The sequence below is a fragment of the Thalassovita sp. genome (assembly GCF_034670005.1).
Taxonomy (GTDB): domain Bacteria; phylum Pseudomonadota; class Alphaproteobacteria; order Rhodobacterales; family Rhodobacteraceae; genus Thalassobius.
Genome location: NZ_JAXMOH010000003.1, coordinates 17,172 through 38,066, shown reverse-complemented (window position 1 = coordinate 38,066; position 20,895 = coordinate 17,172). Strand labels below are relative to the sequence as shown.

Genomic DNA, 20,895 nt, shown 5'->3' with positions numbered 1-20,895 from the left:
GAAATATCCTAAAGGCCGGGCAGGATCGAACCGCCCGGCTTTTCATCGTTCCACAAAGACCCTCCATTCCCGCCATCGGTCTTCACACCAATGGGCGTCACAAAACCTTCCGCAAATTTTTACCATCCGGTCAGCCCCCGTTTACACAACTGGCCTTCTCTTTGCGCGTTCAACACGTCTCGGACACCCGGGAAACGCACAAGGATCAACCAACATGACCAAACTCCTAAGACCCAGCCGCCGTACCGTTCTGGCAGGCGGCACCGCCTTTGCCGCATCGCTGGCAATGCCGTCGCTCAGCCGCGCCAATGCCCGCCCCGTCTTCACTCACGGGGTCCAATCCGGCGATGTCAGCACATCGTCTGGCATGATCTGGACCCGCACCGACCGCCCGGCAAAGGTGACGATGGAAATCGCCACCACCGAAAGCTTCGCCGATGCCCGCAAACTGGCCAGCCTCGACGCGCTGCCGCAAAGCGATTTGGCGGTCAAGCGTATGGTTGGCGGCCTGCCCGCCGATCAGGACATCTTCTACCGGTTCACCGCCGCCGACCTGCATGATCTCAACGCGACCTCGGACCCGATCATGGGCCGGTTCAAAACCGCCCCCGCCGGGCGCCGCTCGATCCGGTTTGCCTGGTCGGGCGACACGGCCGGTCAGGGCTGGGGCATTGATGACGAAGGCATGCGCACCTATGCCACCATCGCTCAGCATCAGCCCGATTTCTTTCTCCATTCCGGCGACACGATCTATGCCGACGGCGCGATGCAGGATGAGGTGGAGCTAAAAGACGGCAGCACCTGGAAAAACACCGTGCTGATCGACGAAAAACGCAAAGTGGCCGAAACCCTGGACGAATATCGCGGCCAGTGGAAATACAACATGATGGACGACCATGTCCGGGCGCTGAACGCGATCTGCCCGACCTTTTTCCAGTGGGACGACCACGAAGTGGTGAACAACTGGTCGGCCTCCAAGGACCTGACCGCCGACGACCGCTATTCCGAAAAATCGGTCCAACTGCTGGCCGCACGATCTGCCCGCGCCTTCCACGAAATGACACCGATCAGCTACAGCCCGGCCGAACCGGGCCGGGTCTATCGCAAGATCCCCTATGGTCCGATGCTGGACGTGTTCTTCCTCGACCTGCGCAGCTATCGCGGCCCGAACCACGATTCGATGGAAACCGAGCTTTCCGATGAGGCCCGCGTGCTGGGCGCCGAACAGCTGGCCTGGCTGAAGCGCGAACTCGCCGCTTCCCGGGCAACCTGGAAAGTGATCGCCTGCGACATGCCGCTTGGCCTCATCGTCTGGGACAACTGGAAGGAACAGGCCGGTACTGAAGGTGTCGCCAATGGCGATCACGGCGCACCGAAGGGCCGCGAACTGGAAATCGCGGATCTCTTGCGCTTCATCAAGACCGCCGGTATCGACAACACGGTCTGGCTCACCGCCGACGTGCATTACACCGCTGCACATCATTACAGCCCCGACCGCGCCCAGATTCAGGATTTCGATCCGTTCTGGGAATTCGTTTCTGGTCCGCTCCACGCCGGCACGTTCGGTCCCAATGACATGGACATGACCTTCGGCCCCAAGGTCGAATTCGTCAAAGCCCCGACGGCCGAACAAGGGGCCAACCTGCCACCGTCAATGGGGCTGCAATTCTTTGGCCTCGTCGATATCGACGGGCAAAGCCAGCAAATGACGGTTCGGCTGATGGATCGCGGCAACAGTAAACTGTGGTCCATTACGCTGGACCCAAAAGGCCTGTCGCTCTGACCGTAAAAGTGGGGCGGTGTCACAGCCGCCCCATCTTCTTCTTTTTGACAAATCCCCTGGGGACCGCGCCCCCTCTGCTTCGCCCCAAGAGCAAAGCGCCCGCTGTGCGCACCGCAGGTGCGCACAGTCAGATCACGTCAGGCTGATTAAGAGGGGCTCATTCCGCGCAACCGTTCGGATCGGCGACGCAACAATTCCACCGTGGTCAGCAGCAGGATCGAAAGCGCCACAAGAATGGTCGCCACTGCCAGAATGGTCGGCGAAATCTGTTCGCGCAGGCCGGTAAACATCTGCCACGGCAGCGTTTTCTGGGCGGCGGAGCCGACGAAGAGCACCACCACCACCTCGTCGAAGGACGTGATGAAGGCAAACAGCGCCCCGGAAATCACACCGGGCAGGATCAACGGCATCTGCACCTTGAAAAAGGTAGTGACAGGATCAGCCCCCATATTGGCCGATGCCCGGGTCAAAGACTGGTCGAAACCAACCAAAGTCGCGGTCACCGTGATGATCACAAAGGGAATTCCCAGAACCGCGTGGGCCAAAATCACTTTGACATAGCCGACAAAGTTTTTCGACAGTCCCAGAGTACCTTCGAGCCAGTTCCCGATATCGGAATAGAAGAAGAACATACCGGTGGCCGAGATGATCAGCGGCACGATCATTGGCGAAATCATAACCGCCATGATGGCGCGGCGACCCGGGACGTGAGACTGCGACAGACCGATGGCTGCCAATGTCCCCAGCGACACCGAAATGATTGTCGCGATCGGCGCGATGATCAGCGAGTTTTTGAACGAGCGCTGCCATTCGTTATTGGTGAAGAAATCGACGTAATGCTTCAGCGAATAGCCGTCCGGATCGAAGCGCAGCATTTCCGGCGTGAAGGTGAAGAAGTTCTCGGCGTTGAAACTGAGCGGCATCACCACCAGAATCGGCGTGATGAGGAAAACGAAGATCGCGCCGCAGATCACCCGGAAACTGTAGAACCACAGCACCTGACGCGATGTCAGATAAGGCAGCAGCCGGGCGCGATACCGCCCTTCGTAAAGCCAATAGGTAAACCAGTGGAAAAACCAACCCGAAAGCGCGCCCAGAACCACGCCCGGCACACCGCCAAAAACATAACCCAGTGCGGCCAGCCCAAGGATGGTAATCCATTTCGACAGCGTTTCGTTTTTCAGAACCGTTATGTAGACAAAACCCATGGCGGCGATCAGAGCGGCACCAATTACGACGCCAAGCAGACCAGAACCGTTAGCCGTGCCAACGAAAAGCCCCAGAAAGGCCCCGGCCGCTGCGATCGTCGGCAGGACCAGGGACAGGGGTTTGCGGGAGATAGGAGTGAGTGCAGCCATGATCGTTACCCCAGTTTCACGTTGTCGATGCCGACAATCTTGTCATAGGCCCAGTACAGGATCAGCACGACGGCCAGCAGGATGGTGCCCAAGGCAGCAGCCAGACCCCAGTTGAGCGAGCTGGAAATGTGATACGCGATCCGGTTCGAAATGAAGACGCCTTTGGTGCCGCCGACAATTTCGGGCGTGATGTAGTAACCGATGGACAGGATGAAGACCAAAATCGATCCCGCACCGATGCCCGGCACCGATTGTGGGAAATAGACCCGCCAGAACGCGGTCCAGTTGGTCGCGCCCATCGATTTCGCCGCGCGCAGATAGGTCGGCTGGATCGTCTGCATCACCGAATACATCGGCAGGATCATGAACGGCAGCAGGATATGAGTCATTGCGATGATGGTGCCCAGCTGATTGTTGATCAGCACCAGCCTTGCATCATCGGGCACGATACCCAGCCAGACCAGAACGTCGTTGATCACACCCTGTTGTTGCAACATGACCTTCCAGGCCGACGTTCGCACCAAAAGCGAGGTCCAGAACGGCAGCAACACCAGAATCATAAGCATATTGGCCGAGCGCGACGGCAGGTTTGCCAGAATCCAGGCCACCGGATACCCCAGCAAAATGCAGGACGTGGTGATCACCAGCGACATGAAAAGGGTCCGCATGAACAGTTTGATCAGGATTCGCTTGTTTTCCGGCTGCGCGACGGCACCTTCCGGGGTGCGGCGCATATCGACGGCATTCAGGAAATAGCCGTTGGTGATCTTCACCGAATGGGTCTTGATGGTGCGCCAGGTCTGCACATCGCCCCAGTCTTCATCGATATCGATCAATTTTTCCTTGAACGGACCGTCGGTTTCCGGGTCAAGTCTCTTGACCTTGCGCCCGGTCTGGCGGAACAGCGACGACAGGCCGGTTTGTTCGTAATTCAGCCGCGTACCGAGCTTGGTATGTTCCTTGGCTTCGACCGCCGCGACCATATCGGTGACGAAAGCCCGATAAAGCGCTTCGTCCGGCAATTCGCCGCTTTCGGCATCCCAGTTTTTCAGCTCGGCCACGGTCAGTGGCAGCGTTTGCTCAACGAAACTGTTTTCCACCGACCGGAACAGCATTGATCCGATCGGAATGATGAAAGAAAAAAGCACAAAGATCAGAAGAGGGGCAATCAATGCAAGGGCGCGCAGCTTTTGCCGTCGCAGCGCCCGGCTGAGGCTGCGTTTCAACGGCGTACCGTCGGCAGCAAGGACGGGATCGCCATGGCGGCCCGAACTTTTCGAAGTCTCTTCTCGTGCATTCAGCGCCGCTGCTTCGTGAAAAGCGTCTTCTGGTGTGGGCGCGTCAGCTGTTTGCTGACCAGTGCCTTTCAGTTCGCTCATGATGTCCCCGTCGGATGAATTGCGGATGGGCCTTTGGCGGCCCATCCTTTGTTACAGTCTCAAAGCGGACTGATTATTGGGCCAGCCAGGCCTGGAACTTCGCGTCGATATCGTCGCGATAGTCGGCCCAGAACTCGTAGTTATACAGGAACGTGTTCGTGGCATTGGCCGGATCGGTCGGCATGTGCGGCGCCATGTCGATGCCCAGTTCGGCATGTTTGCCGACCAGCGGCGCGGACGAATGACGTGCCGGACCGTAAGAAATGTACTGGGCCTGATCCGCCAGACGCTGTGTGTCGGTGGCGAAATAGATGTAGTCCAGTGCACGCTTCTTGCGCTCTTCGCTCAGACCGGCCGGGATGATCCAGCCGTCCAGATCGAATACCTGAGCGTCCCACAGCATGGCAACGGGCTGTTTCTGTTCCACGATCAGGCTGAACAGACGACCGTTATAGGTCGACCCCATCACGACTTCGCCATCGGCCAGAAGCTGCGGCGTATCGGCACCGGCCGACCACCAGACAACGCTGTCCTTGATGGTGTCGAGCTTGGCCAGAGCCTGATCCTGACCTTCCGGGGTTTCCAGAACGTCATAGACATCGGCCTTGGCGACACCGTCGCACAGCAGAGCCCATTCCATGTTGTTGATCGGACGCTTTTCCAGTGCGCGTTTGCCCGGATAGGCCTCGAGATCGAACACGTCGCAGATGTCATCCGGAGGGGTGTCGCCGACCAGATCGGTGCGATACCCGAAAGTAGTCGAATAGACGATCTGAGGGATGAAGCAGTCGGACACGAGCAAATCGCCGAAATCTTCGGAAGCCGGGGTGCCGTCGGGTGCTGGGGCCAGTTGAGTGTCGGGATCGATTTCCATCGCCAGACCTTCGTCGCACAGACGCATTGCGTCGGCGGCCACGACATCGACTACATCCCAGGTGACGTTACCCGCTTCGTTCATCGCGCGCAGCTTGGCCACCGCTTCGTTCGAGCTGTCATCGTTGATGATGTTGATACCGGTCTTGGCGGTATAGGGTTCATGATATGCCTTCTGCTGCGACTTGGAATAGGCGCCGCCCCAAGACACGATCGTCATGTCTTCTGCAGCGACCGCGCCCGCCGCAAGGGCGAGGACAGAGCTGGCAATCAGAAGCTTGGTCGGTTTCATTCGGTAACTCCCAGTTATTTCCCGTTCTAGAAATATGGACCCCGGGGTCACGGGTTTACCGCACGAGGTCTCAGGCGATCCCACACCCCCCCTAGAGGGATGCGGGTTTATCCTGTTACGCGTCGAGTGCGTGACAATCCTGGGGCAGCCAGCCGATTTCGATCTGCTGCCCAGGTTTCAACCGGACCTGGTCCGGGGCGTTGCGCGACTTGATGATGAAATCATCATTTCCGGCAACGCTGAGGCGGGTGCGGAACACGTCGCCCATGTAAATAAATTCCTTGACCGTCGCCTTGAGAAGATGGGCATCTTCCTTCAGCCGGTCCTTGTTGAATTCCACACGCTCGGGCCGGATCGACACCTTGGTGCGTTCGCCGACTTTCGACACGTTCACCGGCTTGCAGTCGATCAATTCGCCATCGTCGAGCTGGACCACGGCGGAATCTTCGGTGATTTCCTTGACCACGCCTTCCAGCGTGTTGTTTTCACCGATGAACTGCGCCACGAAGCTGTTTTGCGGCGATTCATACAAGGTGTCCGGCGGATCGAGCTGCTGAATGCGGCCATCGTCGAACACGGCGACACGATCTGACATGGTCAGAGCTTCGGTCTGGTCATGTGTCACATAAACGGTGGTGATCCCCAGCTCATGTGCCAAACGAGTGATTTCGAACTGCATATGTTCGCGCAGCTGTTTGTCCAGCGCGCCCAGCGGTTCGTCCATCAGAACAAGCTCGGGTTCGAACACCAGTGCGCGTGACAGTGCGATCCGCTGTTGCTGACCGCCCGAAAGCTGCGCCGGGCGGCGACCGCCGAATTCACCCATCTGGACCATGTCCAGCGCGCGTTTGACCTTGGCTTCCCGCTCGGATTTGCCGATCTTGCGCACTTCCAGAGGGAAGGACAGGTTTTCGGCCACCGTCATATGCGGGAACAGGGCGTAATTCTGGAACACCATTCCGATGCCGCGTTTATGCGGCGGGATGTTGTTGATCGGCTTGCCGTCCAACAGGATTTCACCGTGGGTGGCAGTTTCGAACCCGGCCAGCATCATCAAGCAAGTGGTCTTGCCCGATCCCGATGGTCCAAGCATCGTCAGAAACTCGCCCTTCGGCAAACTGAGGTTCAGGTCTTTTACGACCAGCGTTTCGCCGTCGTAACTTTTTTGTACGCGTTCAAACGCGACAAAAGCATCGCTTGTCGATCCGTCTGGCAATGTGTTTCCCCGTTTCTTGTGGCGATTTTTCGCTCTTTCAATTCAAACTAAAGCCTGTACCGACCAGTGTTGCAACCAGATCGCGGCACTTTTGAACAAAAAACGACATTCACCATCAGTCTGAAAGATTTATTCGGTATCTGTTCCCAGTGAATCGCAGATCTGTGCAAAGCCGGTCAAAATGCCAGCTTCGCTAGAAAAATTAAGCGATTAAGTGTGTTTGAATTTTCAGCACGGCCAAAACCCCTACCGGAGAATCAGCCGCGCCCCTGACTGAAACCGGCGCGACACTTTTTTTGCCCAAAGCATGCACGAATTTTTGGCAACTGTCGTTTTTAGACCCTGAAAAGATCGGTTTTGCGCAGAAAGCCTCTGATTATACGTCATAGGATTCGTTTACAGGTCGATTGCGCCCAGTCGCACCAACGGGTCGCACGTCGTCGTATTTGTATGCGGAGGCCCCCATGACACAGAAATCGATATCCTTTTCTCCGGCCGAATATCGTCGTCGGTTGATGCTGACGCGCGCCGCGATGGCCGAACTGGATCTGGATGCAGTGTTTGTCGAGGATCCGTCCAACATGGCCTGGTTGACCGGGTATGACGGTTGGTCGTTCTATGTTCATCAGGGCTTGATCATCACCCATGACACAGATCCGGTCTGGTGGGGGCGCAATATGGATGCCAATGGCGCGCGCCGCACCGCGTGGATCGGAGAAGATGTAATCCGCCCCTATGGCGATGAATATGTGCAATCCACCAGCCGCCACCCGATGCAGCACCTCGCCGCGTTGTTGAAGGAGATGGGCTATGAAACCGCCCGTATCGGTGTGGAGATGGAGAATTACTATTTCTCGGCCAAGGCCTATACCACGCTGCTGGCAGAGTTGCCGCAGGCCGAAATCGTCGACGCCACCGCTTTGGTCAACTGGCAGCGAGCGGTGAAGTCGGATGAGGAATTGATTTTCATGCACCGCGCCGCGCGGATCGCGGAAAAGATGGTGCTGGGCGCGATCGACCGCTCTGAAGCCGGTGTTAAGAAAAACGAACTGGTCGCAGACATCTATCACGACGCGCTGACCGGGGCAGACGGGCATTGGGGTGATTACCCGGCGATTGTCCCGATGTGTCCCTCCGGCGCCGACGCCTCGGCCGCGCATCTGACATGGAACGGGGCCGAGCTAAAGTCGGGTGAATGCACCTTTTTCGAACTCGCAGGCGTTTATCGCCGCTATCACATGCCGCTTTCGCGTACCGTATTCCTGGGCACCCCGCCCGAGGATATGAAACGTGCCGAAGCCGCTTTGGTTGAAGGGTTGGAGGCGGGAATCGACGCCGCCCGCGCCGGCAACGTGGCTGGCGATATCGCCCGTGCCTTGGCCGGACCGCTGGAACGCGCCGGGATCGAGCGTGGGGCACGTTGCGGCTATTCGATCGGCCTGTCCTATCCGCCGGATTGGGGCGAACGCACCATCAGCCTGCGGGACGAGGACGAAACCGAACTGCTGCCCGGCATGACTTTCCATTTCATGCCCGGCCTCTGGACACCCGAATGGGGATTGGAAATCACCGAACCGATGCTGATCACGCAGAGCGGCCCGGCCAAACCGTTCTGCAACCTGCCACGCCAATTGTTCGTCAAACCGGATCGCATACCGACCATGCTGCCGATGGATCACCGCGACCCGATTCCAGCCGCAGCGCTGGCCGCGCAGGAACTGAGCAAGGAAAACCCAATCTGAACTGCCGCATGATATCGGCCTGATCAATGATTTGCGCCCGCCTCCGGGATCGGAGGCGGGCGCAAACTTTTTTGGCTTATCCTGGCTCCGGTCAGCCGGAGCAAGAGATCACGAAGCGGGTTTCCACAAGCCTTCGTCCTTGATCCGCGCCATGCCTTCGTCCAGTGACTTCACCGCGCGTTCGATCAGCAAATCGACTTCGCCGCGGGTCATGACCAGTGGCGGGCTGATGATCATCCGGTCACCAACATGGCGCATCACCAGATTGTTGGCAAAGCAGCGTTCGCGGCAGATATAGCCGACGGTGCCCGCATCAGAGGCAAACTTTGCCCGGCTCGCCTTGTCCGGCGTCAGGGCGATGGACCCCATCATGCCGACGATATTGGTCTCGCCCACCATCGGGTGATCGGCCAGCCCCTGCCATTTCTCCTTCAGGTACGGACCGACGTCGTCACGAACGTGCTCGACGATCTTTTCTTCCTGCATGATGCTGAGGTTTTCCAGCGCAACGGCAGCGGCCACCGGGTGGCTGGAATAAGTATAGCCGTGATTGAATTCGCAACCGCCGATCACTTCGGCGATTTCATCGCTGACGATAGAGGCACCGATCGGCTGGTAGCCCGAGCTGAGGCCCTTGGCGATGGTCATTATATCGGGTTTCCAACCCACGGTCTGCGATCCGAACCAGTTGCCGGTGCGGCCGAAACCACAGATCACTTCATCCGCGATCAGCAGGATTTCGTATTTGTCGCAAATCCGCTGAATTTCGGGCCAATAGGTTTCCGGCGGCACGATCACCCCGCCCGCGCCCTGCACCGGTTCCGCGATGAAAGCGGCGACATTGTCTTCGCCCAGATCATTGATCGCCTGTTCCAATTGGCGGGCGCGTTCCAGGCCAAATTCGGCCGGGTCCGTATCGCCGCCCTCGTTCCACCAATCGGGTTGGTCGATGTGGTGAATATCGGGGATCGGCAACCCACCCTGCGCATGCATGCCGCTCATGCCACCCAGCGACGCCGCACCGACGGTCGACCCGTGATAGGCGTTTTTGCGGCTGATGATGGTCTTTTTGGTCGGCTTGCCCTTTTCGGCCCAATAGGTGCGCACCATGCGGATGTTGGTGTCGTTGGCTTCGGACCCGGACCCGGCATAAAACACATGATTCAGATTGCCCGGTGCAAGTTCCGAGAGTTTTTGGCTCAGCGCGATGGCGGGCACGTGAGTGGTCATGAAGAAGGTGTTGTAATATGGCAGTTCCTTCATCTGCCGCGCCGCGACTTCGGCCAGCCGGTCGCGGCCATAGCCAATATTGACGCACCACAGCCCGGCCATACCGTCGAGGATTTTGTTGCCTTCGCTGTCATGTATCCAAACGCCTTCGGCTCGGGTGATCACCCGAGCACCGCGTTCGGCAAGTTCGTTCTGCGTAGTGAACGGATGCATATGATGAGCCGAATCAATCGCCTGCAACTCATCCGTGGGCATGTGGTTCGAAATCGTGGACATCAAAGCCTCATCTGTCTGGAAATTACATTTAGACCGCAAACAGCGACCGTTGATTCCAAAATATGATCAAATTAAATTTTGTCAATCGAATCGAATTGGCCCCCAAATCACGACAACATCGCGCGGACCTGCTGCATACCTTGCATCATATCTTCGATATTTGCCTGCGCGGCACGATCTTTTTCCCCGGCGTCCAGAGCAGCCAGAAGGTCCTTGTGTTTATCCGGCAAGTTCTGAGTCCCGACCCGACCACAGACCACCCGCAACGAGGGGCCGAATCGCAACCACAAGCCTTCGGCCAGATCACTGAGAATCGGCGCATCGGCCATTTGATAGATTCGCTGGTGAAACCGGTAATTGTTTTCCAGATAGGCCTGTAGATCACCGGTGACGATGGCCTGGTCCAGCAGATCGTCGAACTGCCTGAGCTCCAATAAGTCTTCAGGCGTTGCATTTTCTGCGGCACGCCCGGCAATGTCACCCTCAATACATTGACGAGCAACGATTATTTCTTCGATATTCTTCGCAGTCAGCAACGGGACAATGACCCGGCGATTGCCCTGAAACTTCAGCGCGCCCTCGGCGGTGAGACGCCGGATCGCTTCGCGTACCGGCGTCATGCCGGCATCCAGCCGCGCAGTCAGCCCCTGAATCGTCACCGGCTGACCCGGCGCGATTTCCCCAAACAGGATTTGCTCGCGCATCTTGCGATAGACGAGTTCATGGGTGGGCAACCGCTTTTCAACGGTATCTATAACGGTCACTTTTCGGGCACCTCCGTCCATCAGGCCTAATTTCTCATCATTGGTTATTCGGCTTTGCTTGCGAGTTTAACGACAGCGTGGAAACATTACCATATTGCCTTGAGCGCCAAAGTTTGATCAAATTAGGAAGACGGGCGCAAAGACCCTCGAACAACCGGGAGAAAGATATGAAGAATCGTTTTCTAACCGCCGCAGCCAGCCTCGCGCTGATTGCTGGGGCCGCGACCGCCGAAGAAGTGCGGGTTTACAACTGGTCCGACTATATCGACGAAGAGCTGCTGGCCAAGTTCGAAGCAGAGACCGGCATTGACCTGATCTATGACGTGTTCGACAGCAACGAAGTGCTGGAAACCAAGATGCTGGCCGGTGGGTCCGGCTACGACGTTGTGGTGCCCTCGGGCACATTCCTGCAGCGCCAGATTTCCGCCGGTGCGTTCCAGAAACTGGACATGTCCAAACTGCCGAACCACAAAAACATGTGGGACGTGGTCGAAAAGCGTACTGCGCAGTATGACCCCGACAACGCATACTCGATCAACTACATGTGGGGCACCACGGGCATCGGCGTGAATGTCGGCAAGGTGACCGAGCTGCTGGGCGAGGACGCCCCGATCGACAGCTGGGCGCTTGTCTTCGACCCCGCCAATATGGAAAAGCTGGCCGGGTGCGGTGTGCATTTCCTCGACGCGCCGGCGGAAATGATCCCCGCGGCACTGAAATACATCGGCGAAGATCCCGACAGCCAGGACCCCGATGTGATCGCCAAGGCCGAGGCCGTCTATATGGCCGTTCGCCCCTATATCCAGAAATTCCACAGCTCGGAATACATCAACGGGTTGGCCAATGGTGACATCTGCGTCGCGGTCGGCTGGTCGGGTGACGTGTTGCAGGCGCGCGACCGTGCGGCAGAGGCCGATAATGGCGTCGAGATCGCCTATCACGCACCCAAGGAAGGCGCCCAGATGTGGTTCGACCAGATGGCGATTCCGGTCGACGCGCCGAACCCGGACGCCGCACACACGTTTCTGAACTTCATCATGGACGCTCAGAACATGGCGGCGGCTTCGAACTATGTCTACTATGCCAACGGCAACAAAGCCTCGCAGGAATTCCTCGTCGAGGACGTGATCGGCGATCCGGCGATCTATCCTGATGCCGCGACGTTGGACAACCTGTTCACCACCCGGCCATACCCGGCCAAGGTGCAGCGGATCGTCACCCGCCTGTGGACCAAGATCAAATCAGGCATCTAACGAACCTGTCACTAACACGGGCCTGCGCCACACCGGCGCGGGCCCTTTTTCCAGCAAGGACAGTCATGACTCAGACCGAATTCGCCCCGTGGAACGAGCCCGGGGAAAAGCCGCTGATTCAGTTCAAGAACGTCACCAAACGCTTCGGCAGCTTCACCGCCATCGACAACCTGACACAGGATATCTACGAGTGCGAATTCTTCGCGCTTCTGGGGCCATCAGGCTGTGGTAAAACCACGATGATGCGGATGCTGGCAGGGTTCGAACAACCGACCGAAGGCCAGATTCTGCTGGCCGGCCAGGACATGGCGCGAGTGCCACCGAATGAACGCGCAGTGAACATGATGTTCCAGTCCTATGCTCTGTTCCCGCATTTGTCGGTCTGGGACAATATCGCATTCGGCCTGAAGCGGATGAACATTTCCAAACCGGAAATCGATACACGGGTTGATGAAATGCTGCGATTGACCCGGCTCGAACGATTCGCGCGCCGCAAACCGCATCAGATTTCCGGCGGCCAGCGGCAGCGCGTGGCACTGGCCCGGTCGCTGGCCCGCGCCCCGAAGTTGCTGCTGCTGGACGAACCTTTGGGCGCGCTGGACAAAAAGCTGCGTCAGGATACCCAGTTCGAACTGATGGATATTCAGGAAAAGACCGGCACCACCTTCGTGATCGTGACCCACGATCAGGAAGAAGCGATGACCGTCGCCTCCCGCGTTGCGGTGATGGACGAAGGTCAGATCATCCAGGTGGAAACGCCTGCCAAGATTTATGAAGAACCCGTTTCGCTATATGTCGCGGATTTCATTGGGGATGTGAACATTATCGAAGGCACCGCGACAAAGTCCGGCGATGATGGTTACAATATCAATTGGTCCGAGGGCAAGGAACCGTTTCAGGCCAAGACCACCCGCGCGCTGAGCGAGGGGCAGAAAGCCTATATCGCCATCCGCCCGGAAAAGATCGCGGTATCGCAGGAAAAGCCCGAAGGCGCGCTGAACGCGATCAAGGGCAAGATCATCGACATCGCCTATCTGGGCAATATGTCGACCTACCATGTCGAAATTCCCGGCGGATTGATTATCAAGGCGCAGACCGCCAATACCCGCCGCCTGTCGCGGCGCGGCTTCACCTGGGAAGACGAGGTCTGGCTCAGTTGGACGCTGACCGCCGGGTCGGTACTGGAGCAATAGGATGAGACGAGCAATCGACTTCCCACTCAGTTTAATTTTCGCCGCTTCGATCGGCTATTGCATTGCTTACGTAGTCTTTGGAAACTGGCTTAATGCGATCACCGCAGCGCTCGTTGCCGTGATCTCTTGGCATTTCTGGTCAGATGAGGGAAAGTCGAGGACACTTAGAAAACTCGTCATTTTATTACCCTACTCTTGGCTACTGGCGCTGTTTTTGGTGCCATTCCTGATCGTGTTGAAAATTTCGCTCAGCGACATCGCGCTGGCGATCCCGCCCTACGTGCCGGTGATCGAGTGGTCCGAGGGCTGGACGGGGTTCAAGGATTTCCTGTCGAAGCTGGATCTGGAGAACTTTGTCTGGCTGACCCAGGACGACCTGTATTGGAAAGCCTATCTTTCCAGCCTTAAAATCGCCGCTGTTTCGACCGTGTTGACGCTTTTGGTTGGATATCCCATCGCTTACGGCATGGCGCAGGCGCCGGATGAATGGCGCCCGACGCTGATGATGCTGGTGATTCTGCCGTTCTGGACCAGTTTCCTGATCCGGGTCTATTCATGGATGGGGATTCTTGGAAATGAAGGTTTGCTGAACCAGTTCCTGCTGTGGACCGGGATAATATCGGAACCCCTGCACATCATGAACACGCCCACAGCGGTCTATATCGGTATCGTCTATACCTACCTGCCCTTCATGATCCTGCCGATTTATTCCGCTTTGGAAAAGCTGGATTCGAGCCTGCTGGAAGCGGCCGAAGATCTGGGATGTTCGCGGCTGTCGGCGTTCTGGCTGATCACCATTCCGCTGTCGAAACAAGGCATCATCGCGGGCAGCTTTCTGGTCTTCATCCCGGCACTTGGCGAATTCGTCATTCCTTCGCTTCTGGGCGGGTCGGGGACGCTGATGATCGGTAAGGTGTTGTGGGAAGAATTCTTCTCCAACCGGGACTGGCCAGTGGCCAGCGCGGTGGCAGTGGTGCTGCTGTTGATCCTGATCATCCCGATCATCCTGTTCCAGAGAAACGAACAAAAAGCACGGGAGGCGGATCAATGAGACGGTTTTCATGGTTCAATGCGACCTCACTGACCTTCGGTTTCGTCTTCCTGTACCTGCCGATGCTGCTTTTGGTGATCTACAGCTTCAATTCCTCCAAGCTGGTCACCGTATGGGCGGGGTTTTCGACCAAGTGGTATGGGGAACTGCTTCAGAACGAAGCCTTTCTCGACGCGGCTTGGGTAACCCTGCGTGTTGCAGTGATTTCTTCGACCATCGCAACGGTTCTGGGCACGATGGCCGCCTATACTCTGGTACGCAGCGGCCGGTTTCTGGGCCGGACACTGTTTTCCGGCATGATCTATGCCCCGCTTGTGATGCCCGACGTGATCACCGGCCTGTCGCTGCTGTTGTTGTTCATCGGCATCGGGCTGGATCGCGGCGTTCTCACCATCGTTCTGGCGCATACGACCTTTGCGATGTGCTATGTGTCGGTGGTGGTGTCGTCGCGTCTGGTCAGCTTCGATAAATCGCTGGAAGAGGCGGCTTTGGATTTGGGCTGCACGCCGATGCAAAGTTTCAGGCTGGTCACGCTGCCGATCATCGCTCCGGCGGTGATTTCCGGCTGGCTTCTGGCCTTCACCCTGTCGCTTGACGATCTGGTGATCGCGTCCTTTACCGCCGGCCCTTCCTCGACCACGTTGCCGATCAAGATCTTTTCGGCGGTGCGGCTCGGCGTCAGCCCGGAAATCAACGCGCTGTCGACCATCATGATCGGGATCGTCACCGTTGGTGTGATCTCTGCTTCGCTGATCACGAAACGGTCGGTGGTGCGGCAGCAGCGTGAAGAACAAGAAGCGATCCGAAGCTGATGAAACGGATCATGCCGCAATACAGCTATGGCCCCGGACCGCGCGCGCGCTGTTTCTGGGGTCCAAGCACTGTGCCCGACGATCAGATGCCATCGGCAAGCGGCACGATCCGCACCCAATTCGCGGTGATCGGCGCCGGGTATACCGGGCTGAACGCCGCGCTGCATCTGGCACAGGCGGGACAGACCGTTACCGTGTTCGACGCCGAAAGCCCCGGCTGGGGGGCGTCGGCGCGCAATGGCGGGTTCTGTTGTCTGGGCGGAACCAACCTTCCGTTCAAAACCATCGCCAAACGCCATGGGACACAAGGGTTGCAGGACTGGTGCGCCAGCGAAGTCGCCGCGATCGAACAGGTCCGGTCCTTTCTGACCCGGACCGGCACAGATGCCGACACCCATTCGAACGGCGAAACCATTCTGGCCCATTCACCCGGGGCCATGCGGGAACTACGTTCCGAACAGGCCGAATTAGAGACTGCTTATGGCGTCAAAACCGACCTGATCGAAGCCGAGGACCTGGCCAGACAGGGAATGCGCGGACGGTTCTTCGGGGCGCTGACATTGCCCACTGGATTCGGGCTCAACCCGCGCAAATATGCCGATGGACTGGCTGGTGCCTGCCTTGCGGCGGGGGTCACGATTCACGGGCAAAGCCCGGTTCTGTCGGTCAAGTCCGAGGGTGCCGGTTTCACGTTGCAAACGCCCGGGGCCACCATTCAGGCCGATAAGGTGATCTTTGCCACAAATGGGTATTCTTCCGAGGATGTGCCGGACTGGATGCGGGCACGCTACATGCCGCTGCAATCGAATGTTCTGGTCACAAGGCCGCTGAGCGCGGAAGAAATCCGCGCCGGATGGAGCAGCGATCAGATGGCCTATACCCATCAGACATTCCTGAATTATTTCCGGCTGATGCCGAATGGTCAGTTCCTGTTCGGGATGCGCGGCGGGCTGGGGTCATCGCCCAAGGTCGACGCGGCGCTGCACCGGCGCACCCGTGAACGGTTCGAAGCTGTCTTTCCCGACTGGGCACATGTGGAAACGCCGTATTGCTGGAATGGCATTCTGGCCTTCTCAGCCAAGCGCGCGCCCTATGTTGGGCCGATCCCGGAAATGCCGGGGGCCTTTGTCGGCTTTGCCTATCATGGCAATGGCGTCGCAATGGGATCCTATGCCGGGGCTCTGCTGGCCGATCTGGCACAAGGGAAAGACCCTGACAGGCCCTATCCAGCCCTGATGCGCGATGTCCCTATGCGGTTCCCGTTCGGCAAGTTCCGCCGGATGCTGATGGCACCGGGTTACGTTTATGCATCGGTGACCGGCAAGTAGCCGACAAAGGATCATAGTCCGCCGTGAGCGCAGAAACGGGGCATACCTATCCCTGCGGCGTCATTCCCGACCGCGCCTTGGCCCGTTTCAATCCAAGCGCATGTTCACGCCAAATGATCAGCACACCCGCCAGAATGACCAGCGACGCCCCGACCAACATCTGCGTTGTCGGCACTTCGTCAAAGATGAAATATCCAATCAGCAGTGCAAACAGCATCGAGGCGTAATCGAACGGGGCCACCACCGACGCGCCAGCAAAGCGATAGGCCGAGGTCAAAAAAATCTGACCCAGCCCGCCAACCAGCCCGGCGATGATCAGCAGACCCGCCTCGGGCAATTCAGGCACCACCCAACCGAAGGGCAATGTGAGCAGCGACAAGGTGGTCGAGGTCAGCGAAAAGAAAAATACGATGGCCGAGGTTTGTTCAGTCTGTACCAGATTACGAATGTGGATTTGCGCCAGCGCCGCGAACACAGCCCCAAGAAGAACAAAGGCCGCGCCCAGCGCTTGGGCAGTTCGCACCGTTTCGCCCGCAAACAGGGTCAGTCGCGGTTCGATCACGATTAACACCCCGATAAGGCCCAGCCCCACCGCCGTCATCCGGTACAGATGCACCTTTTCACCCAGAAACATCGCCGCGAACACCACCGTCAGCAGCGGCGCGGCATAGCCGATGGCGGTCACTTCGGGCAACGGCAGCAAGCCAAGACCGGCAAACATCATCCCCATCGCACAAGTCCCGACCAAGCCGCGCCAGAAATGCCCCATCGGTGACGCAACCTTCAGCCCGGTGCGCAGATCGCCGCGCAACCACAGCCAGCCGAAAATTACCGGCATGGCGAGAAGCGAACGGAAAAACACCGCCTCTCCGGGAGGCACATGGCCCGATGTCGCCTTGATCAGCGCCGCCATCGTGATGAACATCAGCACCGAACACAGCTTCAGCAGGATGCCATTGACGGGATTCATTTCGGGGTCTCCTTGCGGTTGCGGCGATGCTGAACGGGTTAAGGAAAAAGGTCCAGCCCTTGCGTTCGGGAAAATCCATGCGAAAAGTACAATGCCGGATTTCAGAACACACAAGGATCGGGGGTCCCATGTTCGACGCCAATTACCTTATCAGCCGTTTATCCCAAGCCGTGGAAATCGCACCGGGTAAGGTTTTCGCCACCCGCCCGGGCCTGCCCGATGTCACCTATGCCCAGCTTTTTTCGGGGGCGCAAAGCCTGGCTCAGAAGCTGATTACAGAAGGGCTACGTCCGGGCGACCGGGTCGCGGTTCAGGTAGAAAAGACACTGGAAGCGGTGGAACTCTATCTGGGCACGGTTCTGGCCGGTGGTATTTTTTTACCGCTGAACACGGCCTATACCGGCGCAGAGGTGGATTACTTCATTACCGATGCCACCCCGAGGATTCTGGTCTGTGATCCGGGTCGGGTTGATGAACTGTCGCCGCTGGCAAACGGAGCAACGGTTTTCACCCTGGACAAAGACGGCCAAGGCACGTTGATGACCGATCTGCCCGATCCCGACCCGGCGTTTCAGCCGGTCGCGCGGGGCGCCAACGATCTGGCGGCGATCCTTTATACCTCCGGCACTACGGGGCGGTCCAAGGGCGCGATGCTGAGCCACAAGAACCTTGCCTCCAACTCCGAAAGCCTGCGCGATCTGTGGCGGTTCACCGACCGGGACGTGCTGATCCATGCCTTGCCGATCTTCCATACCCACGGTTTGTTCGTGGCGACCAACGTGGCGCTGCTGGCCGGGGCTTCGGTGGTGTTCCTGCCGAAATTCGACGCCGAAGCGATCCTCGATGCGATGCCGACATCGACCGCGTTGATGGGGGTACCGACATTCTACACCCGGCTGCTGGACAATTCGCGTTTGACGCTGGAACAGTCCCGAAATATGCGGCTTTTCGTGTCGGGATCGGCGCCGCTGCTGGTCGATACGCACGAGAAGTGGGAAGCGCGCACCGGGCACCGCATCCTCGAACGCTATGGCATGACCGAAACCAATATGAGCACCTCGAACCCGTATGACGGCGAACGCCGCGCCGGCACTGTGGGGTTCCCGCTGCCCGGGGTCGAGTTGCGCATCATGGCGGAGGATCACGAAGTCGCAGACGGCGAAATCGGTGTGATCGAAGTGCGCGGCGACAATGTGTTTCAGGGCTATTGGCAAATGCCGGAAAAAACCGCCGAGGAACTGCGCCCGGATGGGTGGTTCATAACCGGCGATCTGGCGACCCGCGATGCCGACGGATATGTCAGCATCGTCGGTCGCGCCAAGGACCTGATCATTACCGGCGGGTTCAACGTTTACCCCAAGGAATTGGAAAGCCTGATCGACGACATTCCCGGAGTGTTGGAAAGTGCCGTGATCGGCCTGCCGCATCCCGATTTCGGCGAAGCTGTGGTGGCGGTCGTGGTCAGGCAAGACCCGGCGCTGACGCTGGAACAGATCGAGACGGTCATGGGGCGCGATCTGGCCAAGTTCAAACAACCCAAGCAGATCCTGTTCCTGCCCGAATTGCCCCGTAACACGATGGGGAAAGTCCAGAAAAAGGCCCTGCGGGAAACCTATAACGACCTGTTCGGCCAAGATTTGCCAACCTGACCCGGCGGCATCGGCGGGGCTTAGCCGAAACTGAACCGCAGGGTTCAAATCTGTCCGACAGGACCCCAGATATTCCTTCGTTCAACGGTGTATGCGGTCGCTTAGAGCCATACCGAAACAAGAACGAAAGGAACTTGGATATGACTGTCAAAAGGTTAAGCCTGGCCACAATGGGCGCGGCCCTGATCGCCGCCCCGGCTCTTGCCGGATCACCGGTCGCCCCCCCTGCTGAACCTGTCATCACCACCCCTGCCCCCGTTGTTTCGACGGGCGGCGACTGGACCGGCGCTTATGGCGGTCTGAGTCTGGGCTATGGCGATGTCAGCACGACCGGCACCTCAACTCTTAGTGGCGACGACGTGATTGGCGGATTGAGCCTCGGTTATGATTACGATTTTGGCCAGTTCGTGCTGGGTGCGGGATTGGACTACGATGTGTCCAATATCGATCTCAACGGCACAGACACTCTGGATAGCATCGGGCGGTTGAAACTGCGCGCCGGTTACGATCTGGGCCGGGGCCTGATCTATGCCACCGGCGGTGTGGCACAGGCGTCTTTGGCAAGTATGGGCGATGATACCGGCTATTTTGCCGGGATCGGTTACGAGCACATGCTGACCGACAATATCTCGGTTGGCGGCGAGGTGCTGTATCACGCTTTCGACAATTTCAACGGATCGGGCACCGATGTTGAGGCGACCACCGCCTCGGCCAAGGTCAATTTCCGATTTTGATCTGGCAACGGGCGCTTTGACACGCGCCCGTTTCTGCCTTGTCAGGCTCTATTTCCGGCTCGGCAGCACCCAATCGGGGCGCGGGAAATGGCAGGTATAGCCATTGGGAAGCCGTTCCAGATAATCCTGATGCTCCGGTTCCGCCTGCCAGAAATCGCCAACTGGTTCGACCTCGGTCACCACCTTACCGGGCCAAATTCCGCTCGCCTCGACATCGGCGATGGTTTCCAGCGCACAGTCTTTTTGTGCCTCATCGACATAATAGATCGCGGACCGGTAGCTTAGTCCCAGATCATTGCCCTGTCGGTTCAGCGTGGTCGGATCGTGAATCTGAAAGAAAAACTCCAACAGCTTGCGATAGCTGATTTTTTCCGGATCAAAGGTGATTTCGATCCCCTCGGCATGGCTGCCGTGGTTGCGATAGGTCGCGTTGGGTACATCCCCGCCGGTATAGCCCACCCGCGTCGACACCACCCCGGGCAGTTTGCGGATCAGATCCTGCATACCCCAGAAACAGCCCCCCGCCAGAACAGCACGCTCTTCCATCATATGTCCTCCACCTGGTTCAGATAGTCGCCATAGCCTTCGGCCTCCATGTCATCACGATGGATGAAGCGCAGCGAGGCCGAGTTGATGCAATACCGCAACCCACCGCGATCCGGCGGCCCGTCGTTGAACACATGGCCCAGATGACTGTCGCCATGGGTCGATCGTACCTCGGTCCGGACCATGCCCAGACTGGCATCGCGCAGCTCGGCGATATGGGCCGGTTCTATTGGCTTGGTGAAGCTGGGCCAGCCACAGCCGGATTCGTACTTGTCCGATGAGGCAAAAAGCGGTTCTCCGGACACCACATCGACATAGATGCCCGGCGCCTTGTTGTTCAGCAACTTGCCCGATCCTGGCCGTTCGGTTCCGTTTTCCTGAGTGACCCAGAACTGTTCCGGCGTCAGATTGGCCACCACATCGGGGTGTTTTTCAAATTTTGGCAT

At 58.1% G+C, this 20,895-nt stretch carries 18 protein-coding genes; 9 read left to right on the top strand and 9 right to left on the bottom strand.

From position 1 onward, the window contains the following. Positions 1-214: 214 nt before the first annotated feature. Positions 215-1,783 (top strand): alkaline phosphatase D family protein, encoded by a 1,569-nt coding sequence (locus VOI23_RS07655; RefSeq protein ID WP_323783781.1) that lies wholly within the window; start codon positions 215-217, stop codon positions 1,781-1,783. A 146-nt stretch (positions 1,784-1,929) separates the two neighbouring features. On the opposite strand, the gene VOI23_RS07650 is transcribed toward VOI23_RS07655, so the two are convergent. The 4 genes from VOI23_RS07650 to VOI23_RS07635 all read right to left on the bottom strand — a co-directional run bounded on the left by VOI23_RS07650 (position 1,930) and on the right by VOI23_RS07635 (position 6,901). Next, positions 1,930-3,141 (bottom strand): ABC transporter permease, encoded by a 1,212-nt coding sequence (locus VOI23_RS07650; RefSeq protein ID WP_323783779.1) that lies wholly within the window; start codon positions 3,139-3,141, stop codon positions 1,930-1,932. 5 nt (positions 3,142-3,146) lie between these two features. Beyond that, entirely contained in the window at positions 3,147-4,520 is a 1,374-nt protein-coding gene (locus VOI23_RS07645) for an ABC transporter permease (RefSeq protein ID WP_323783777.1), read from the bottom strand. 73 nt (positions 4,521-4,593) lie between these two features. Next, complete coding sequence (locus VOI23_RS07640; protein WP_323783775.1) at positions 4,594-5,685, bottom strand: extracellular solute-binding protein; 1,092 nt, start codon at positions 5,683-5,685, stop codon at positions 4,594-4,596. A gap of 115 nt (positions 5,686-5,800) precedes the next feature. Continuing rightward, complete coding sequence (locus VOI23_RS07635; protein WP_323783773.1) at positions 5,801-6,901, bottom strand: ABC transporter ATP-binding protein; 1,101 nt, start codon at positions 6,899-6,901, stop codon at positions 5,801-5,803. 464 nt (positions 6,902-7,365) lie between these two features. Here VOI23_RS07635 and VOI23_RS07630 point away from each other — a divergent pair, with 464 nt between their 5' ends. Beyond that, on the top strand, positions 7,366-8,643 hold the full coding sequence (locus VOI23_RS07630; RefSeq protein WP_323783771.1) for a M24 family metallopeptidase: 1,278 nt from the start codon (positions 7,366-7,368) through the stop codon (positions 8,641-8,643). A gap of 108 nt (positions 8,644-8,751) precedes the next feature. Here the strand turns inward: VOI23_RS07630 and VOI23_RS07625 are convergent, their stop codons facing one another. Both VOI23_RS07625 and VOI23_RS07620 read right to left on the bottom strand, forming a co-directional pair. Beyond that, positions 8,752-10,149 (bottom strand): aspartate aminotransferase family protein, encoded by a 1,398-nt coding sequence (locus VOI23_RS07625; RefSeq protein ID WP_323783769.1) that lies wholly within the window; start codon positions 10,147-10,149, stop codon positions 8,752-8,754. Between the two features lie 107 nt (positions 10,150-10,256). Then, complete coding sequence (locus tag VOI23_RS07620) at positions 10,257-10,934, bottom strand: GntR family transcriptional regulator (protein WP_416376515.1); 678 nt, start codon at positions 10,932-10,934, stop codon at positions 10,257-10,259. Between the two features lie 146 nt (positions 10,935-11,080). On the opposite strand from VOI23_RS07620, the gene VOI23_RS07615 reads away from it, so the two are divergent. The 5 genes from VOI23_RS07615 (at position 11,081) to VOI23_RS07595 (ending at position 16,550) form a co-directional block, all read left to right on the top strand. Further along, positions 11,081-12,166 carry a polyamine ABC transporter substrate-binding protein gene (locus VOI23_RS07615; protein WP_323783766.1) on the top strand — a complete coding sequence of 362 codons (1,086 nt, stop codon included), beginning with the start codon at positions 11,081-11,083 and terminating at the stop codon, positions 12,164-12,166. 65 nt (positions 12,167-12,231) lie between these two features. Beyond that, on the top strand, positions 12,232-13,359 hold the full coding sequence (locus tag VOI23_RS07610) for an ABC transporter ATP-binding protein (protein WP_323783764.1): 1,128 nt from the start codon (positions 12,232-12,234) through the stop codon (positions 13,357-13,359). 1 nt (position 13,360) lies between these two features. Further along, a complete protein-coding gene (locus VOI23_RS07605; RefSeq protein WP_323783762.1) occupies positions 13,361-14,410 on the top strand; it encodes an ABC transporter permease subunit in 1,050 nt (349 codons plus the stop codon). Further along, entirely contained in the window at positions 14,407-15,222 is an 816-nt protein-coding gene (locus VOI23_RS07600; RefSeq protein ID WP_323783760.1) for an ABC transporter permease, read from the top strand. The genes VOI23_RS07605 and VOI23_RS07600 overlap by 4 nt, the downstream gene beginning before the upstream one ends. Further along, on the top strand, positions 15,222-16,550 hold the full coding sequence (locus tag VOI23_RS07595; protein WP_323783758.1) for an FAD-dependent oxidoreductase: 1,329 nt from the start codon (positions 15,222-15,224) through the stop codon (positions 16,548-16,550). The genes VOI23_RS07600 and VOI23_RS07595 overlap by 1 nt, the downstream gene beginning before the upstream one ends. 46 nt (positions 16,551-16,596) lie before the next feature. Here VOI23_RS07595 and VOI23_RS07590 read toward each other — a convergent pair whose 3' ends face one another. Next, positions 16,597-17,520, bottom strand: a complete 924-nt coding sequence (locus VOI23_RS07590) for a DMT family transporter (protein ID WP_323783756.1) — start codon at positions 17,518-17,520, stop codon at positions 16,597-16,599. A gap of 128 nt (positions 17,521-17,648) precedes the next feature. Here VOI23_RS07590 and VOI23_RS07585 point away from each other — a divergent pair, with 128 nt between their 5' ends. Then, positions 17,649-19,169: a malonyl-CoA synthase gene (locus tag VOI23_RS07585; RefSeq protein WP_323783753.1), complete on the top strand. Its 1,521-nt coding sequence runs from the start codon at positions 17,649-17,651 to the stop codon at positions 19,167-19,169. A gap of 140 nt (positions 19,170-19,309) precedes the next feature. Next, positions 19,310-19,903: an outer membrane protein gene (locus VOI23_RS07580; RefSeq protein WP_323783751.1), complete on the top strand. Its 594-nt coding sequence runs from the start codon at positions 19,310-19,312 to the stop codon at positions 19,901-19,903. 48 nt (positions 19,904-19,951) lie between these two features. On the opposite strand, the gene msrA is transcribed toward VOI23_RS07580, so the two are convergent. Continuing rightward, positions 19,952-20,452: a peptide-methionine (S)-S-oxide reductase MsrA gene (gene msrA / locus VOI23_RS07575; protein ID WP_323783749.1), complete on the bottom strand. Its 501-nt coding sequence runs from the start codon at positions 20,450-20,452 to the stop codon at positions 19,952-19,954. After that, the gene (msrB, locus tag VOI23_RS07570; protein WP_323783747.1) at positions 20,449-20,895 is read right to left on the bottom strand and encodes a peptide-methionine (R)-S-oxide reductase MsrB; all 447 of its coding nucleotides are present in this window, start codon (positions 20,893-20,895) and stop codon (positions 20,449-20,451) included. The genes msrA and msrB overlap by 4 nt, the downstream gene beginning before the upstream one ends.

Excerpts from the sequence above, each read along its gene's own strand:
- VOI23_RS07655 (WP_323783781.1), top strand. The coding sequence starts at position 215 with ATGACCAAACTCCTAAGACCCAGCCGCCGTACCGTTCTGGCAGGCGGC.
- VOI23_RS07650 (WP_323783779.1), bottom strand. The coding sequence starts at position 3,141 with ATGGCTGCACTCACTCCTATCTCCCGCAAACCCCTGTCCCTGGTCCTG.
- VOI23_RS07645 (WP_323783777.1), bottom strand. The coding sequence starts at position 4,520 with ATGAGCGAACTGAAAGGCACTGGTCAGCAAACAGCTGACGCGCCCACA.
- VOI23_RS07640 (WP_323783775.1), bottom strand. The coding sequence starts at position 5,685 with ATGAAACCGACCAAGCTTCTGATTGCCAGCTCTGTCCTCGCCCTTGCG.
- VOI23_RS07630 (WP_323783771.1), top strand. The coding sequence starts at position 7,366 with ATGACACAGAAATCGATATCCTTTTCTCCGGCCGAATATCGTCGTCGG.
- VOI23_RS07625 (WP_323783769.1), bottom strand. The coding sequence starts at position 10,149 with ATGTCCACGATTTCGAACCACATGCCCACGGATGAGTTGCAGGCGATT.
- VOI23_RS07620 (WP_416376515.1), bottom strand. The coding sequence starts at position 10,934 with ATGGACGGAGGTGCCCGAAAAGTGACCGTTATAGATACCGTTGAAAAG.
- VOI23_RS07615 (WP_323783766.1), top strand. The coding sequence starts at position 11,081 with ATGAAGAATCGTTTTCTAACCGCCGCAGCCAGCCTCGCGCTGATTGCT.
- VOI23_RS07610 (WP_323783764.1), top strand. The coding sequence starts at position 12,232 with ATGACTCAGACCGAATTCGCCCCGTGGAACGAGCCCGGGGAAAAGCCG.
- VOI23_RS07605 (WP_323783762.1), top strand. The coding sequence starts at position 13,361 with ATGAGACGAGCAATCGACTTCCCACTCAGTTTAATTTTCGCCGCTTCG.
- VOI23_RS07600 (WP_323783760.1), top strand. The coding sequence starts at position 14,407 with ATGAGACGGTTTTCATGGTTCAATGCGACCTCACTGACCTTCGGTTTC.
- VOI23_RS07595 (WP_323783758.1), top strand. The coding sequence starts at position 15,222 with ATGAAACGGATCATGCCGCAATACAGCTATGGCCCCGGACCGCGCGCG.
- VOI23_RS07590 (WP_323783756.1), bottom strand. The coding sequence starts at position 17,520 with ATGAATCCCGTCAATGGCATCCTGCTGAAGCTGTGTTCGGTGCTGATG.
- VOI23_RS07585 (WP_323783753.1), top strand. The coding sequence starts at position 17,649 with ATGTTCGACGCCAATTACCTTATCAGCCGTTTATCCCAAGCCGTGGAA.
- VOI23_RS07580 (WP_323783751.1), top strand. The coding sequence starts at position 19,310 with ATGACTGTCAAAAGGTTAAGCCTGGCCACAATGGGCGCGGCCCTGATC.
- msrA (WP_323783749.1), bottom strand. The coding sequence starts at position 20,452 with ATGATGGAAGAGCGTGCTGTTCTGGCGGGGGGCTGTTTCTGGGGTATG.
- msrB (WP_323783747.1), bottom strand. The coding sequence starts at position 20,895 with ATGCCAAAATTTGAAAAACACCCCGATGTGGTGGCCAATCTGACGCCG.